This window comes from Halomonas sp. KHS3 (assembly GCF_000830495.1).
Lineage (GTDB): Bacteria > Pseudomonadota > Gammaproteobacteria > Pseudomonadales > Halomonadaceae > Vreelandella > Vreelandella titanicae.
The window spans coordinates 106,207-121,372 of sequence record NZ_JWHY01000010.1 but is presented as its reverse complement, the minus strand read 5'-3'; the positions used below and the strand labels follow the sequence as shown (position 1 = coordinate 121,372).

Here is a 15,166-nt window from a genome sequence, read left to right as displayed (position 1 = left end):
TGTTGTCCATATATGATGGCTGCATTCGGCGTATTGCACAAACCGTGCAAATAATAAGCAACTGTTTTGCGTCCACTCTTCCGTACTGAACTTTCTTTTCTACTTCGCTTCAAAGCTGCGTCTACTTGAATGATTTATACCCGGTTTTAACTTGGCGGCGCCACTGCCCGCTCACTAAGGAAAACATTTATGCAAGCCATACCAGCTAACCTTCAAAAACCAGGCTCTAAACGTTTACGCAATGGCCTACTAGGCGGCGCTCTATTGGCACTCCTTAGCGCTCCTTTTGCACACGCTTCACCGTCAACACCGCCCCAGCCAAGCTTGCATGTTCAAGCGCAGTCTTGGGTTGAGGTAGAACCCGACAAGGCCACCCTGAATGCACGATTGTGGGAAAACACACCCGCCCTTTCCACCTTGGAAGAGAGCGATAGTAGCGCACTTAGCGATGCCCGCGAGCGCTTAGAGACCCGCGCCAGCGAATTAATCGAACAAATGGAAGCCACCGGCCTTGAACGCAATGCCATCAATGCAGGCTCGCTAAATGTCTATCCTGAGCATATTCAAGGGCCACGCAATGAAGATGGCGAGCATGAGACCCTGCAGCGCACACGTCTTGAGCGCCCGATCACCGTCGAACTCACCGACCTTGGTCAGTTAAGCGAGGTGTTAGACGCGCTAATAGCCGCTGGTGTTAACTCATTGGATGGCGTGCAGTTTGACCTACAAGACCGCGACGCTGCCACTGACGAAGCGCTGGTCAAAGCGCTGGAGAAAGCGCAACACAAAGCAAACCTGATGGCCGACAGCTTAGATGCTGAGCTTGGTCATGTGCAGCGCATTGAAGAGACGCAATCACCTATCTTCCAGCCGCGCATGATGGCGATGCGTGCAGAAAGCGATGCCGCTGGCGCCAGTCAATCCAGTGCCGCCAGCGATTACAGCCCCGGCACCATCCGCATTGATGCCGGGGTTAGCGTTGAGTGGGCGCTTAAAGGGCCAGACGCTCCACGCCGCCCAGATAGCGACGTAGCGGCTCAGGAATAATCACCGAGCCATCTGCCTGCTGGTGGTTTTCAAGCACCGCCAGCAGGCAACGACCAACCGCCAGCCCTGAACCGTTCAGCGTATGTAGCAACTGCGGCTTTTTGGAATCCGGATGGCGATACCGCGCTTGCATACGCCGGGCCTGGAAATCCTCGCAGTTAGAGACAGACGAGATCTCCCGGTAAGTCTCCTGGCTGGGCAGCCACACTTCCAAGTCGTAGGTCTTCGTGGCCCCAAAGCCCATATCCCCAGTGCATAGCGTCACTACGCGATACGGCAACGCCAGTGCCTGCAGGATCGCCTCTGCATGACCACGCATCTCTTCCAACGCTTCGTAGCTCTTCTCCGGCTCCACAATCTGCACCATCTCGACTTTATCGAACTGATGCTGGCGGATCATTCCGCGGGTATCGCGCCCGTGCGAGCCCGCCTCGGAGCGGAAACAGGGCGTATGTGCGGTAAGCTTCATCGGCAATGCCGCTTGCTCGATAATTTCATCGCGTACAAAGTTGGTCAGTGGTACTTCTGAAGTGGGAATCAGGTGATACTCGCGCTCATCGTCCAGCTTGAACAAATCTTCGCCAAACTTCGGCAGCTGGCCGGTGCCCATCAGCGAATCGCGGTTGACCATATACGGCACGTAGCACTCTTCGTAGCCGTGCTGTTCGGTTTGGGTATCCAGCATAAACTGCGCCAACGCCCGATGCAGGCGCGCTATGGGCCCGCGCATGACCGCAAAGCGAGCGCCAGTGATTTTAGCCGCCAACTCAAAATCGAGATAACCCGACTGCTTACCCAGATCAACGTGATCCAACACCTCGAAATCAAACTCCCGCGGCGTGCCCCAGCGGTGCAGCTCGACATTCTCGTCTTCGCTTTTGCCTTCCGGCACGCTTTCATGGGGCAGGTTGGGAATACCGCTGATAGCGTCGTCCCATTCTTCCTGGACGTCGGCTAGCTCGCGCTTGGCTTTATCCAGGCGATCACCTAAATCGCTGACTTCATCCAGCAGCGGCTGAATATCTTCACCGTTGGCCTTGGCTTTACCAATCGCTTTGGAGCGCATATTGCGCTCATTTTGCAGCTGCTCGGTTTGCGTTTGCAGCTCGCGGCGACGCGACTCCAGCGCCTGCAATCCCGCTTTATCAAGCACAAAGCCCCGCCGGGCCAGTTGTTGAGCAACCGTGTCAAGATCACCGCGCAGCAGTTTCGGATCGAGCATGAATCCTGTCCCTTGGCCTGAAAACAATAAAAGCACCGCGCCAATGCGCGTGCATAAAGGGGTCTATTGTAGGCAAAAGCGCGGCGAGGAGCTATGGCCGGTATCACCAGACGCACGTTTAGCTACGCTAAAAGGCTCCAGCACCAGAGAAGTCAGCACTAGCTAACGCCACACTCCAGTAGCGCGTGGTAAGCCTACGGCGCACCCGCGAATGCAGCGCATAGCGCTGCTAGAAGGTAGCGGCACGTAATAAGTTTGCACTATCGCTAAGCAAGGTTCAGTTATCGAATCGACTGTATGTGCTATGACCACTCGGCATATCCATCCCAGCCCGTTAGCCAAAAGTGATAGAGTGCCCGCCGATTCGTCTAACGAATCGATAAATAATAGGTTTTAACACTTTTGACAGGAGAAGCGCAGTGCAGGAGACAGCACAGCAAGGAAAGTTTGCCTGGTGGCGACGAATTGCCCTATGGAAGAAGATTCTCGCCGGCTTGGCGTTGGGTATTTTGGCAGGCGCGCTGCTAGGCGACACCGCCAGCGTGTTTAAGCCGCTTGGCGATATTTTTATTAACGCCATTATGATGCTGATTGTGCCGCTGGTATTTTCCACCTTGGTGGTGGGTATTACCTCCATGCGCGACCCTCAGAAAATGGGCCGCATTGGCGCGCGTACCATTACGCTCTATTTGGTCACCACCGCCTTTGCTATCTCCATCGGTCTGGTACTTTCCACCCTGCTGCAGCCGGGCGTGGGCGTTGATTTAAGTTTTGACTCTGAAGTGGCCGCTAACGAAGCGCCATCGCTGGTCTCTATTCTGGTTAACTTAGTGCCGCGTAACCCGTTGGATGCCCTGGCCAACGGCAACATTATGCAGATCATTGTGTTTGCCATTGGTTTAGGTATTTCGCTGACGTTGATCGGCGATAAAGGCGAGCCGGTCATGAAGGTCTTCGATAGCTTTGCCGAGGCAATGTACAAGCTCACCGGCATTGTGATGGCCTTCGCGCCCTTCGGCGTCTTTGGCTTGATCGCCCACGTCTCCGGCCAGTACGGTTTAGAGATATTGCTGCCGCTGGCCAAGCTAATTGGCGTTGCGTACCTGGCCAGCATACTTCACGTGTTAGTGATCTACTCGGGTTTTATTTCGCTACTGGGGCGGCTAAACCCCATGCGCTATTTGCAGGGCAGCCTGGACGCTATTGTCGTGGCGTTCTCATCCGCCTCTTCTGCGGGCACCCTGCCGGTCTCTATACGCTGTGCGCAGAAGAACTTGGGCGTTTCCGAGGGGGTATCGGGGTTTGTGCTGCCCGTGGGCGCCACCATCAATATGGACGGTACCGCGCTTTACCAGGGCGTGGTGGTGCTATTTATTGCCCAAATGACTGGCACTGATTTGAGCATGATGGATTACGGCATGATTGTCGCCACCGGCACGCTGGCTTCCATTGGTACCGCAGGCGTACCAGGCGCTGGCCTGATTATGCTCTCGATTGTGATGGCCCAGGTTGGCCTGCCGCTGGAAGCCATCGCCGTGGTCGCGGGGATTGACAGGATCCTTGATATGGCACGCACCAGCGTCAACGTTGCAGGCGATTTAATGGTCACCACGCTAGTAGGTAAAAGCGAGGGTGAGCTCAACGAAGAAATCTACAACCGTCGCTAACTTTAACGCTAGCATTTATAGCGTATGAAAAGGCGTCCGCTGTGCTTAGCAGCGGGCGCTGCGCTTTACCGCCTTTCATAACCTCCCCTCCCATACAGCAGTTGTGATTCGCACGGTTTCTCGGCAACCTATTAGCATCATTTTTAGCCGAGCAACGCTGCTATGCCTACCGCTTTTGATCAAACGCTCATCGCCATCGATGCCCTGCATGCCGAAGACCCGCGCTCCACGACGCTTGCCGATGGCACATCCATGCCCCAGGAACTGGCTTATGCCCAGCGCATGAGCGACTGGCTAGACCGCGTGCATGACGCTCCAGATGAGGTGCTGCGCTTAGCCGTACGCGCCCAGCACTTACAGCGCTGGTTAGTGCCGCGTGAGGAGTACCCCGAAGGGCGCGTAGGCTACTTAACCTGGCGACGCGACCAGGGCAAGCGCGCAGGCGATACCACCGCCCAGCTAATGCGCGACGCAGGCTATGCAGACGAAGATGCCGCCAGAGCCGCAACGATTATCGGCAAGAAAGGCCTGGGCCGCGACCCCGATGTACAAGCGCTGGAAGATTGCGCCTGCCTGGTGTTTCTAGAGAACTACTTTGCCGATTTCTCGCGCAAGATCGAGCACGACCATATGGTGCGCATTGTGCAGATGACCTGGCGTAAAATGTCACCCCGCGCCCATGCACTAGCCTTGAAGCTACCGATGTCGGATGCCTCATTAGCGCTGGTAAAAGAGGCCCTGGGAGCAGAGTAAAGCGCTACAGTGAGATGCAGCGAGGCAGCCGCTGCGGTAAAGTAGCGGTCTTCTTTTATTGCGCCCCCGGCACTGACGGCTTGATCAACTATGATTGCATCCTTGGACACCCGTACCGCCCCGTTCGCACGCTTGGGCAATGAGTATGTACGTTTTTTACAGGCTCTTAAAACGCGCGGTTTTGAAGGCGAAATTGCTCCCGATTACGCCAACCGCACGGTGCTGGCGACGGATAACTCAATTTACCAGCGCCTGCCCCAGGCGGCGGTCTACCCCAAGCATGCCGAAGACCTAGAGCGCCTTACCCGGTTGGCCGTGCAAACCACTCACCGCAGCATTGTGTTAACGCCCAGAGGCGGCGGCACCGGCACCAACGGCCAGTCGCTCACCGATGGCATCGTGGTGGATGTCTCCCGCCATATGAATCAGATCCTAGAGATCGATGTGGAAGCACGGCGGGTGCGCGTTCAGGCGGGCGTGGTGAAGGATCAATTAAACGCCGCGCTCAAACCCCATGGGCTGTTTTTTGCCCCGGAGCTTTCGACCTCCAACCGCGCCACTATAGGCGGCATGATCTCTACCGATGCCAGCGGCCAGGGTAGCTGCGAATACGGCAAAACCCGTGATCATGTGCTGGAGCTCGATACCATTTTGATCGGTGGAAAGCACCTGCACAGCCGCGCTTTAACATCGGACGAAGAGCAGGCTGAGTGCCAGCAGGAAGGTATTCTGGGCCGCGTACATGCCACCGCCGCCAATATTATCGACCAACAGCGCGAATTGATTGCAGCCAAGTTCCCACCGCTCAACCGCTGCTTGACCGGCTACGATTTGGCCCACCTGCGCGATAGCGAGGGGCAGCTCAACCTCAACAGCCTGCTGTGCGGCTCGGAAGGCTCGCTGGGCTTTTTGAACGAGGCGGTGTTGAATGTGCTGCCGATTCCCAAGCACTCCACTCTGGTCAATGTGCGCTACACCAGTTTTATGGATGCACTGCGGGATGCCAAAGCGCTGATGGCCGCTAGCACCTCTTCACAACCTCAGCCGCAGGCGCTACAACCCCAGCCGCAGGCGCTTCGCCCGACTTCCATAGAGACCATCGATGACACCGTGCTGCAGTTGGCCATGGAAGACTTCGTCTGGGACAGCGTAGCGGAATTCTTCCCGGCGACCGCTAACACGGCGATTCGTGGCATTAACCTGATCGAGTTTAATGACGACGATGAAAGCGCCCTCGCCGAGCGGGTACAAGCCTTTACCGACCACCTAAGCCAAGACACCACCGTTGAACGCCTAGGCTACACCTTGGCCGAGGGGCGTGGGCAGATCCAGAAAGTCTACGCCATGCGCAAGCGCTCGGTGGGTTTGCTCGGCAATGTGCAGGGCGAGAAGCGGCCGATTCCGTTTGTGGAAGATACCGCCGTGCCGCCGGAGCACTTGGCGGACTTTATCACCGAGTTCCGCGCCGCGCTGGACGCCCGAGGCCTCGCCTACGGGATGTTTGGCCATGTAGATGCTGGGGTACTGCACGTGCGCCCCGCCATCGATATGAAGGATCCCGAACAGGAAACACTGATTCGCGCGGTATCCGATGAAGTGGCAGCGCTGACCCAGAAATATGGCGGCCTGCTGTGGGGCGAACACGGTAAGGGCGTGCGCTCGGAGTATTCACCTAAATTCTTTGGTGAGCTTTATCCCAGCCTACAGCGGGTAAAAGCCGCCTTTGACCCCTATAACCAGCTAAACCCTGGCAAGATCGCCTCGCCTCTCTCTAACCCGCCCGGGGCCGCGGGCATTTCCACCTCGCCCGACGCTGCGAGTAAGCCTCAAAGCAACGAGCTAATTGCCAGGGATAGCGACCCCGATCTGTTGACGGTGGATGGCGTGCCCATGCGCGGTCAGTTTGACCGCACCATCGATGAGCGCGCCTGGCAGGCCTACGACGCTGCGGTGTACTGCAACGGTAACGGCGCCTGCTACAACTACGACCTTGATGACCCCATGTGCCCCTCCTGGAAGGCGACGCGGGATCGTCGCCACTCGCCCAAAGGCCGCGCCAGTCTGATCCGCGAGTGGCTGCGCCTGCAGACCCAGGCGGGAATCGATGTTGTTGAGGAATCGCGCAAGAAAAAAGCCGAAGGCGGCTGGGGCTTCATTAAACGCTTTCCGCTGCGGGTGGCGAATACTCTAAGCCGCAAGCAGCACCACGACTACTCCCATGAAGTTTATGACGCCATGGCGGGTTGCCTGGCGTGTAAGTCCTGCGCGAGTCAGTGCCCGATCAAGGTCAACGTTCCCCAGTTCCGCTCGCAGTTCTTGGAGGTCTACCACGGCCGTTACCTGCGCCCGCTGCGCGACTACGTGATTGGCGGCACCGAGTTTATGCTGCCTACCCTGGCCAAAGCCGCACCGCTGTATAACGCCGTGATTGGCCAGCGCTGGGTAGAGCAACTGATGCGCCGTACGCTGGGCATGAGCGACTCCCCGGCGCTTTCACGGGCCAGTGTTAAAAAGCAGCTGAACGCCTGGGGCGTCGCCGAGGCAACACCGCTCTCACTGGCCCTGTTAACCGAACAGCAGCGTGCCAATAGCGTGATTATTGTCCAGGATGCCTTCACCACCCACTTTGAAGCCAAGCTGGTGATGGACGTGGTGGAACTGCTCTCGCGCCTCAATCTACGCGTGTTTGTGATGCCCTATTCGGCGAACGGCAAACCACTCCAGGTGCAGGGCTTCTTGGGCGCCTTCGAACGTACCGCCGCCAAGCAGGCCGAGCGGCTACGCACCTTGGCCCGCTTTGATATCCCCCTGGTGGGCATCGACCCGGCGATGACGCTCACCTACCGCCAGGAGTACGTCAAAGCGCTAGGTAATGAGGCGGTGCCGGAGGTGCTGATGCTGCAGGAGTGGCTCATGACCCGCATCAATACGCTAGCGCACAACCAACTTAAGCTAACCGACCCCGGCTTTAAGCTGCTCTCCCACTGCACCGAGAAAACCAATGCACCGGGTAGCCCTAAAGCATGGCAGCAGGTATTTGCGGCGTTTGGGTTAGAGCTTGAGCTGATGGGCACCGGCTGCTGCGGTATGTCCGGCACCTATGGCCACGAAACCCGCAATGCCGCTACGTCCAAAACGATCTACGCCCAGTCGTGGCAGCCCCAGGTGGAGGCCGAAGAAAACACAGGCAAGCTATTGGCCACCGGCTATTCCTGCCGTAGCCAAGTGAAGCGTTACTCGGAACAATCATTACCGCACCCGCTTCAGGCACTGCTTGTGTGCCTAAAGCAAGCAGGTTAAAAGAACAGCCTTTTCAGCGCCAATCCCGGATCACTTTCGCGCATAAAGGCTTCGCCAACCAGAAAGCCGTTAACGTTATGATCGCGCATTAGCTCAACGTCATCGCGGGTATGAATACCCGATTCGGTAATCACCGTGACGTCCTCAGGAATGCGCGGCAGCAGATCCAGGGTGGTATTCAGGCTGGTTTCAAAGGTATGCAGATTACGGTTATTGATGCCGACCAGCTTTAGATCCAGTGCCAGGGCACGCTCAAGCTCGTTGGCGTCGTGCACCTCGACCAGCACACCCATACCCAACTGATTGGCCTGCTGATGCAGGTCGCGCAGTTGAGCATCATCCAGGGCGGCAACGATCAGCAGAATACAGTCCGAACCAATCGCCCGCGCTTCACAAACCTGATAGCCATGGGTGATAAAGTCCTTGCGAATCACCGGCAGCGTGCAGACGTCCCGAGCGGCAATTAGATAGTCTTCATGGCCCTGGAAAAAGTCGGCGTCGGTAAGCACAGAGAGACAGGCAGCACCGCCCTGGGCGTAGCTTTTGGCGATATCCGAGGGGTGAAATTCTTCGCGAATAACGCCTTTTGACGGTGAGGCTTTTTTCACCTCGGCGATAATCGCCGGATCACCCGTTGCGATGCGCGTATTAAGCGCCTCAATAAAGCCACGCGGGGTGCTCTGCTGCTCTCCTAACGCGAGCAAATCCGCCTCTGAAACGGCCTGACGGCGCTCTGCCACTTCCTGGTCTTTGCGAGCAAGAATGCGCGTTAAAATAGTCGGCGTTGCCTGTTGAGTCATGGTGGTCTCTTACTGTTTAAAAACGCTGGTGAAGTGCGAAAGCTCTCTAAGCTTCTCAAGCGGCAGTTTAGAAGCTTGCGCGTCCTGGGCTACCATCACACCCTCTTTTAACGTATCCGCAACGCCCGAACAGTAGAGCGCGGCCCCTGCATTTAGCGCGACCATATCGGCAGCGGCACCTTCACCGGAAAGCGCGGCCTTAACCAAGCGCAGGCTGTCTTCGGCGCTGGCGGCTTTCAGTGTTGCCAAGCTTTGGCGCTCAATACCCAGTTCTTCGGGTGTAATGGTGTACTGGGTAATCTCACCCGCTTTAAGCTCGGCTACCAAGGTGGGGCTGGCCAGAGATATCTCATCCAGACCGTCCTCGGAGTGAACGACCATCACATGGCGGCTACCCAAGGTTTGCAACACTTCCGCCATCAGCGGCACCAGCTCCTGCGCGTAAACACCCAGTACCTGATTGGGAGCACCAGCAGGATTGGTCAACGGGCCCAAAATATTAAACAGCGTGCGCACGCCCATTTCGCGGCGGGGGCCAATGGCATAGCGCATGGCCGGATGATGATTAGGCGCAAACATAAAACCTACACCCACCTGCTCGATACAGCGCGCTACCTGGTCAGGCTTGAGATCCAGGTAGATACCCGCCACATCGAACAGATCCGCACTACCCGATGAAGACGAAACGCTTCGGTTGCCATGTTTGGCCACATGGGCACCAGCGGCAGCGGCGACAAAACTGGCGGCGGTGGAAACGTTAAACAGGTTGGCACCATCGCCACCGGTGCCGACAATGTCCACAACGTTTTCAGCACTCAGTTCAACGCGCTTCATCAACTCGCGCATTACTTGAGCAGCGGCGCTAATTTCCTCGGCACTTTCACCTTTCATGGCGAGGCCTACTAACAGGCCACCAATTTGTGCATCGCTTGCATCGCCGGTCATAATCTGACGCATCAAAGCGTGCATGGCATCGAAAGAGAGGTCTTCGCGGCGCATCACCGCATTAATCGCATCTCGCATTTGCATGAGCAGAGGGGCCCCTAAAAGCGTGTGAAACCGGCTATCAGCCGCGTTTTAAAAAGTTGGCCAACAGCTCATGGCCTTGGCGGGTAAGAATCGACTCGGGGTGAAACTGCACCCCTTCAATATCCAACTCGCGGTGACGAAACCCCATGACTAAACCGGGGGTTACGTCGTCATCACCTGTCCAGGCAGTGATTTGTAAACAGTCGGGCAGGCTCGCTTTATCGACCACCAGGGAGTGATAGCGGGTAACCTCAACCGGGTTATCCAGCCCTTCAAACACGCCTTGGTTAGCATGCAGCACAGCGGAGGTTTTACCATGCATCACCTGCGGCGCGTGCACGACCTTGCCACCATACACTTGGCCAATCGCCTGATGGCCCAGGCAAACGCCTAAAATAGGCAGCTTGCCTGCAAAGTGTTTGATGGCGGTCATGGATATGCCCGCCTCGTTGGGAGTGCAGGGCCCAGGCGATACCACCAGGTGTGTCGGCGCCAGCATTTCGATCTGCTCAATGGTGATTTCGTCATTGAGGTGAGTGATGACTTCGGCACCAAGCTCACCCAGGTACTGGACAATGTTGAACGTGAAACTGTCATAATTGTCCAGCATCATTACTCTAGCATCTTTAAACACTTGATTAGATTCAACATCGACTAAAGATTGCTTCATTGTTACCCAGCCTGTTACCCAGGTTAGCCATCGGTTGAGCTTTTTGCTATGTTCTGGATTGTATCGTCTGAGCGTTGATGTCGCCATTCTAATCCGGCGCAAGGGATTATGAGTGCAAAGTAGTCTCCATCTGGGTCGCGCCTGCCGTGCGGCTTCCCGCCAGATGCCAGCTTTTCTAGCCTACTATGCTTACATTCCTTATATTGGTTGCAGTGAGTCAGCAACCAAACCGCAACCAATATATACAAGGGTATCGAATGACAGGAGGTTTAAGTGCGTGGGTTATCCCTACATTGACCGCATGCATTGGTGGTCTAGTGGTGCATTGGGTATCTAAAGGTAGAGATCGCCGGAAAGAAAGAAATGAGGCAAGGTATCCTATATGGAGGTGGTTTAAAGGCACTCCTCCCGGCAACGGCACTCAGCTCGAGGAATTCGAGCGTCATCATGAACAAGATTTGCATAAATACGAATATCAGGCGCCGAAATCTGAATGGCGCAAATTCAAGAAGCATTATGATGCTATAGATGAGCTGAGGAAAAAAGTCAGGACTGGACATCTCGATATTGCTGATTTTAGCGAGATACCTGCGGTTGAGCTAACCCAGCCTGAGCTTGATAAAGTCTTCAAGCATTGGCAGAAGATAATTAAATTAACTAGGCATAGAAAATAATCACTCCGCGGATTTTGAATCCGCGCAGCTACATTCTAAAGGCCGCGCTTGCACAAGGCTTTGTAGCTAAATCAGCACCTTACGATTTTACTATATTTCTATACAGCACATTGGTCGCGCTGGTTCTGCGACCAAACTGCGACCAGCCAACAACTACGCCGGATTAATCAGCTCTTCACCCTGTCCCTCTGCGGGCTTGTTGACCTTCGTACTCACAGGCCAGTGCTCTATCAATCCGGCATCGATATGCTTCACCATATTCCGTAACGTCTCACGATCGGTGATGTCGGGCGCTAGCCATGGCGCCAGGCTGTTGTCATCCAGTATCAGGGGCATCCGGTCGTGTACATCCGCAGCGCTCCCCCTAGCTGGCTCGGTGAGTATCGCGCAGCCTAGGCTGCCGTCTTCACGCTCGGCGAATATCCCAGCGAAGAATATCGGCTCTCGATCGGCGCGACAAATGAAATGCGGTTGCTTGGGCTGTGAGTCTTTAATCCACTCATACCAACCATCAGCCGGGATCAAACACCGATGCCGGGCAAACGCGCCTTTGAAATAGCCGTTTGTTGCCACGGTCTCTACCCGTGCGTTGATCGGCTGATTGCCTGACCCTTTGGCCCACTTCGGGCGATAACCCCACCACAGGTCATCAAATAGAGGCGCCGATTCCTCCGACTCCTGCCGGACGGCCGTGATCCACGTACCAGGTGCTACGTTGTAGCGCGGCTTACCGGAGCTTTCAGGCACAGATGCACCGACCTGTTTGGCCAGTCGATCTAACGGGGTGAATAACGCGAATCGTCCACACATGAGCGAAGCATAGCCCATATAACGCGCTTCGCAGCCGCCCTTTCATTTCGCTCTTGCAGTCAACGTTACTCTTCGCTTATCGTCTGCCCTAAATACTGTATATATTACCAGCATTTCAGGAGGCGCTTATGTCTAAATCCTATGAACAGTTAGTCAAACGTGTGCAGAAAGAGATCGGCAGCCCTGGTGCGCAATCAAAACACTGTGTCGAGATCCGCCGGCGGGAAGATGATAGCGCTGATGACTGGGCGCGCATGCTCTCTGACCTGGGCACTGTCGAGAACGTAACTATGATCCCGCTGGATGACGCTGCAGAGCACATCCGCCTGCGCTGGAACCCAGAGGAGAGCATGGCATGAGCATGCACCTTTCGATCCTCGGGCGCGTCGATACCACTGCCCCACCGGTAAAGTTACCGTTGGCAGCTGGCGAAGTGCGTACCGGTTTTCCTTCGCCCGCTGATGACTATCTCGAAGCTGAGCTTGACTTGGTGGCTCACCTAATCCAGCACCCCAGCGCAACGTATTACCTCAGGGCCAAAGGCACATCGATGACCGGCGCGGGGATCTATGACGGCGACCTTTTGATAGTCGATCGCTCGTTAGAACCCAAGGGCGGGCATATCGTGATCATGAGTGTGGATGGTGAGCTCACGTGTAAAAAGCTGGGCTCGATCGGCAACCGCCCTTACCTCTTTGCCGCTAACCCTGAGTTTCGACCAATGCCGCTAGAGGGCCGCGAGTGCCAAGTGTGGGGCGTGGTCACGCACAACATTCACTCATTGGCCCCAGGGTTCTCAGTATGATCGCCCTGGTCGACTGTAATAATTTCTACGTTAGCTGCGAGCGCGTGTTTAATCCGAAGCTTGAGGGAAAGCCAGTAGGCGTGATGTCGAATAATGATGGATGCGTGGTGGCCAGGTCTGCAGAGATCAAGCAGCTAGGCGTGGCCATGGGTATGCCCGCGCATCAAATCGAACCACCCATCCGGAAGCAGTGCATTCTCCTATCCAGTAATTACGCGCTGTACGGCGACATGAGCCGCCGAGTTACCGACGTTCTCAGCCAGCACACGCCCCATGTTGAGGTTTATTCGATCGATGAATCGTTCCTGTCGTTTGAGGGGTTCGAGCCTGAGACGCTAAACGAGCGGTGCCAGGTGATGAGGCACCAGGTGCGCCGTGATACCGGCATTCCGGTGAGCGTCGGCTTGAGCACATCTAAAACACTGGCGAAGATAGCGAACCATAGGGCGAAAAAAGAGGCGCATTTTAATGGCGTGGCCATCATGGAGCCGGATAGCGACGACACTCGGGCTTTCCTCGAGCAGCTGCCAGTTACAGAGATATGGGGCGTGGCTGGTCGCAGCGCCGTACGCCTGCACACGCTGGGCATTGAAAACGCATGGCAGCTGCGCGAAGCCTGCCCAAAGCAATTGCGTAAGCATTTTTCGGTGGTAATGGAGCGCATCGTCTGGGAATTGCGGGGCGTCGACTGTATCCACCTGGACGACATGACCCAGCCTAAAAAGCAGATAATGGTCTCCCGTTCATTTGGGCGACTCACTAACAACAAGGCAGATCTTCACGAAGCCATCCGCGTGCACACTTCCCGCGCTGGCGAGAAGCTACGCAAGCAAAGCGGCCTGGCCCAGGCAATCATGGTGTTTGTTCGCACGAATAGATTTAGGCAGGATCTGCCCAGCTACAGTAAAAGCCTAGTGATACCGCTGCCCCACCCGACGGATGACAGCCGTGAGTTGGTGAGGGCCGCGATTGCTGGATTAGATAGGATCTTCAAACCGGGCATCATGTATCAAAAATGCGGCGTGATGCTGATGGATCTCTGCGATCATGACCATGAGCAGCTTGGGCTGCTGGCTGAGCCAATGAGTGATGAGAAGCGTGAACGCAACGAACGGTTGATGGCCACGTTGGATAAGCTGAACCGCGAGCACGGAAAAAATACGGTACGACTGGGAATGCCGAGGAAGATCAACTCGTGGGAATTGCGTTGCGAGCATCGCACGCCTAGATATACTACGAGATGGGATGAGTTGGCCAAAGCTAAAACATAATTGAATAGATAGACTAAGTGAATATTCTTACACCAATATTTACAGCCAAGCTCTTTTAAATCACTCATCAAGAAGAATTGGCACTTTTTTGTACGCAAATTTACAATCTGCCAAGAAATGTGGCCTTTTATCTGGATTAATACCATCGGTTAATAAATTAAGACAGCACCATGCCAGCTGAAGTAGGCCTCGCACTTGGTCATTTAAATCGCCGAATATCAGGAGCAAATTATGAAAAACAGCGGCTAGGGTGTTTTATTTTAGTGGCAACCTCCAGTGTATTATTGATGACCTTAGCACACGCTGAAGAAGTGTTATGCGAAGACAAAAGGACTCATCTACGACAGCAAATTGAGCATGCCCAGGCACACGATAATCAACATCGTATCCGGGGTTTACAGCGCGCGCTGCAAGCCATTGAGGAAAATTGCACCAATGAGCGAGTACTTGCAGAGGCTGCCGATGAAGTACGTAAGAGCCAGGAGGACGTTCGGGAGCGTGAGGCAGAGCTTGAAGATGCTTTACGCAACCAAGATGAAGATGATATTCAGAAAAGACGTGCAAAATTAGAAGAAGCGACGCGTGAGCTTGAGGAGCACACTCAGGAGCTGGATGCGCTGCAGCATCGTCTAGACAGTTAACCTGTTGAAGCGTAACTATCAGACTTAATTTTATGAGTGCCACCCTGTTCAGAGCCTTTCGTCTTCTGAAGCGGAAGAGCTTTAAGCCTGGAAGGCTTCGCCTGCAGTCAAGCGGGCGAGATAAGCAATTTCCAGGGTACTTTTTTCAATCAGCATTAGTGTGCGATGCTGGCCCATCGGATAGCGGGCTGGAATAATGGATGCCGTCCCTGGCAATATTGAGTCCCTTCTACATACACACAAACATCCGTTTAGTGACGCATTCGTCATGCTTAAAGCGGCGTCCTTGGCGTCACAATCTCAGCGTAGCAGAGAATTGAAGGTGCATTTGTAAGAGATCTCTGACTTTTTTTGTAAGAGATCTCTTACATCAGAAACAAAAATGCCCCATTTCTGGGGCGTGTAATTATTATTTACTGGCACGTGGCCGCTCATCCTGAGCGAATGTCTGTGTTTTCATGCAGATTTCTGCAGCCA

The 15,166-nt window shown here is 55.1% G+C and carries 15 protein-coding genes; 9 read left to right on the top strand and 6 right to left on the bottom strand.

Features of this window, described 5'->3' with window-relative positions:
• Nucleotides 1-189 precede the first annotated feature (189 nt).
• The gene (locus tag RO22_RS19820; protein ID WP_022522891.1) at nt 190-1,047 is read left to right on the top strand and encodes an SIMPL domain-containing protein; all 858 of its coding nucleotides are present in this window, start codon (nt 190-192) and stop codon (nt 1,045-1,047) included.
• Here RO22_RS19820 and serS read toward each other — a convergent pair.
• The gene (gene serS / locus RO22_RS19815; RefSeq protein WP_041159200.1) at nt 992-2,269 is read right to left on the bottom strand and encodes a serine--tRNA ligase; all 1,278 of its coding nucleotides are present in this window, start codon (nt 2,267-2,269) and stop codon (nt 992-994) included. The genes RO22_RS19820 and serS overlap by 56 nt on opposite strands.
• A 419-nt stretch (nt 2,270-2,688) precedes the next feature.
• Here serS and RO22_RS19810 point away from each other — a divergent pair, with 419 nt between their 5' ends.
• The 3 genes from RO22_RS19810 (at nt 2,689) to RO22_RS19800 (ending at nt 7,989) form a co-directional block, all read left to right on the top strand.
• Entirely contained in the window at nt 2,689-3,936 is a 1,248-nt protein-coding gene (locus RO22_RS19810; RefSeq protein WP_041159199.1) for a dicarboxylate/amino acid:cation symporter, read from the top strand.
• A gap of 162 nt (nt 3,937-4,098) precedes the next feature.
• Nucleotides 4,099-4,689 (top strand): DUF4202 domain-containing protein, encoded by a 591-nt coding sequence (locus RO22_RS19805; protein WP_009287992.1) that lies wholly within the window; start codon nt 4,099-4,101, stop codon nt 4,687-4,689.
• A 90-nt stretch (nt 4,690-4,779) separates the two neighbouring features.
• Nucleotides 4,780-7,989: an FAD-binding and (Fe-S)-binding domain-containing protein gene (locus RO22_RS19800; protein ID WP_041159198.1), complete on the top strand. Its 3,210-nt coding sequence runs from the start codon at nt 4,780-4,782 to the stop codon at nt 7,987-7,989.
• On the opposite strand, the gene trpC is transcribed toward RO22_RS19800, so the two are convergent.
• From trpC to RO22_RS19785, 3 genes are read right to left on the bottom strand one after another with little or no spacing between them, the layout of a single operon-like run.
• The gene (gene trpC / locus RO22_RS19795; protein ID WP_041159197.1) at nt 7,986-8,789 is read right to left on the bottom strand and encodes an indole-3-glycerol phosphate synthase TrpC; all 804 of its coding nucleotides are present in this window, start codon (nt 8,787-8,789) and stop codon (nt 7,986-7,988) included. The genes RO22_RS19800 and trpC overlap by 4 nt on opposite strands.
• 9 nt (nt 8,790-8,798) lie before the next feature.
• Nucleotides 8,799-9,818, bottom strand: a complete 1,020-nt coding sequence (gene trpD, locus RO22_RS19790; protein WP_041159196.1) for an anthranilate phosphoribosyltransferase — start codon at nt 9,816-9,818, stop codon at nt 8,799-8,801.
• 37 nt (nt 9,819-9,855) lie between these two features.
• Nucleotides 9,856-10,488 (bottom strand): anthranilate synthase component II, encoded by a 633-nt coding sequence (locus tag RO22_RS19785; protein WP_052475725.1) that lies wholly within the window; start codon nt 10,486-10,488, stop codon nt 9,856-9,858.
• Between the two features lie 257 nt (nt 10,489-10,745).
• Here RO22_RS19785 and RO22_RS19780 point away from each other — a divergent pair, with 257 nt between their 5' ends.
• Nucleotides 10,746-11,162, top strand: a complete 417-nt coding sequence (locus RO22_RS19780) for a hypothetical protein (protein WP_041159195.1) — start codon at nt 10,746-10,748, stop codon at nt 11,160-11,162.
• Between the two features lie 153 nt (nt 11,163-11,315).
• Here the strand turns inward: RO22_RS19780 and RO22_RS19775 are convergent, their stop codons facing one another.
• The gene (locus tag RO22_RS19775) at nt 11,316-11,972 is read right to left on the bottom strand and encodes an SOS response-associated peptidase (RefSeq protein WP_041159227.1); all 657 of its coding nucleotides are present in this window, start codon (nt 11,970-11,972) and stop codon (nt 11,316-11,318) included.
• 128 nt (nt 11,973-12,100) lie between these two features.
• Between RO22_RS19775 and RO22_RS19770 the strand changes: the two genes are divergently transcribed.
• From RO22_RS19770 to RO22_RS19755, 4 genes are all read left to right on the top strand, one after another.
• Nucleotides 12,101-12,331 (top strand): DUF1654 domain-containing protein, encoded by a 231-nt coding sequence (locus RO22_RS19770; protein WP_041159194.1) that lies wholly within the window; start codon nt 12,101-12,103, stop codon nt 12,329-12,331.
• The gene (locus RO22_RS19765) at nt 12,328-12,777 is read left to right on the top strand and encodes a LexA family protein (RefSeq protein ID WP_041159193.1); all 450 of its coding nucleotides are present in this window, start codon (nt 12,328-12,330) and stop codon (nt 12,775-12,777) included. Before RO22_RS19770 ends, RO22_RS19765 begins: the two co-directional genes overlap by 4 nt.
• Nucleotides 12,774-14,048, top strand: coding sequence for a Y-family DNA polymerase (locus tag RO22_RS19760; protein WP_041159192.1), 1,275 nt, complete (start codon nt 12,774-12,776; stop codon nt 14,046-14,048). The genes RO22_RS19765 and RO22_RS19760 overlap by 4 nt, the downstream gene beginning before the upstream one ends.
• Nucleotides 14,049-14,218: 170 nt before the next feature.
• Nucleotides 14,219-14,689 (top strand): DUF1090 domain-containing protein, encoded by a 471-nt coding sequence (locus RO22_RS19755; protein ID WP_084625492.1) that lies wholly within the window; start codon nt 14,219-14,221, stop codon nt 14,687-14,689.
• An 81-nt stretch (nt 14,690-14,770) separates the two neighbouring features.
• On the opposite strand, the gene RO22_RS25225 is transcribed toward RO22_RS19755, so the two are convergent.
• Nucleotides 14,771-14,905 (bottom strand): hypothetical protein, encoded by a 135-nt coding sequence (locus RO22_RS25225; RefSeq protein WP_268747823.1) that lies wholly within the window; start codon nt 14,903-14,905, stop codon nt 14,771-14,773.
• Between the last annotated feature and the right edge of the window lie 261 nt (nt 14,906-15,166).

Bases quoted from the DNA above. Each gene is read 5' to 3' on its own strand.
- RO22_RS19770 (WP_041159194.1), top strand. From the start codon at position 12,101: ATGTCTAAATCCTATGAACAGTTAGTCAAACGTGTGCAGAAAGAGATC.
- serS (WP_041159200.1), bottom strand. From the start codon at position 2,269: ATGCTCGATCCGAAACTGCTGCGCGGTGATCTTGACACGGTTGCTCAA.
- trpC (WP_041159197.1), bottom strand. From the start codon at position 8,789: ATGACTCAACAGGCAACGCCGACTATTTTAACGCGCATTCTTGCTCGC.
- RO22_RS19775 (WP_041159227.1), bottom strand. From the start codon at position 11,972: ATGTGTGGACGATTCGCGTTATTCACCCCGTTAGATCGACTGGCCAAA.
- trpD (WP_041159196.1), bottom strand. From the start codon at position 9,818: ATGCAAATGCGAGATGCGATTAATGCGGTGATGCGCCGCGAAGACCTC.
- RO22_RS19785 (WP_052475725.1), bottom strand. From the start codon at position 10,488: ATGAAGCAATCTTTAGTCGATGTTGAATCTAATCAAGTGTTTAAAGAT.
- RO22_RS19765 (WP_041159193.1), top strand. From the start codon at position 12,328: ATGAGCATGCACCTTTCGATCCTCGGGCGCGTCGATACCACTGCCCCA.
- RO22_RS19760 (WP_041159192.1), top strand. From the start codon at position 12,774: ATGATCGCCCTGGTCGACTGTAATAATTTCTACGTTAGCTGCGAGCGC.
- RO22_RS19805 (WP_009287992.1), top strand. From the start codon at position 4,099: ATGCCTACCGCTTTTGATCAAACGCTCATCGCCATCGATGCCCTGCAT.
- RO22_RS19755 (WP_084625492.1), top strand. From the start codon at position 14,219: ATGCCAGCTGAAGTAGGCCTCGCACTTGGTCATTTAAATCGCCGAATA.
- RO22_RS19820 (WP_022522891.1), top strand. From the start codon at position 190: ATGCAAGCCATACCAGCTAACCTTCAAAAACCAGGCTCTAAACGTTTA.
- RO22_RS19780 (WP_041159195.1), top strand. From the start codon at position 10,746: ATGACAGGAGGTTTAAGTGCGTGGGTTATCCCTACATTGACCGCATGC.
- RO22_RS19800 (WP_041159198.1), top strand. From the start codon at position 4,780: ATGATTGCATCCTTGGACACCCGTACCGCCCCGTTCGCACGCTTGGGC.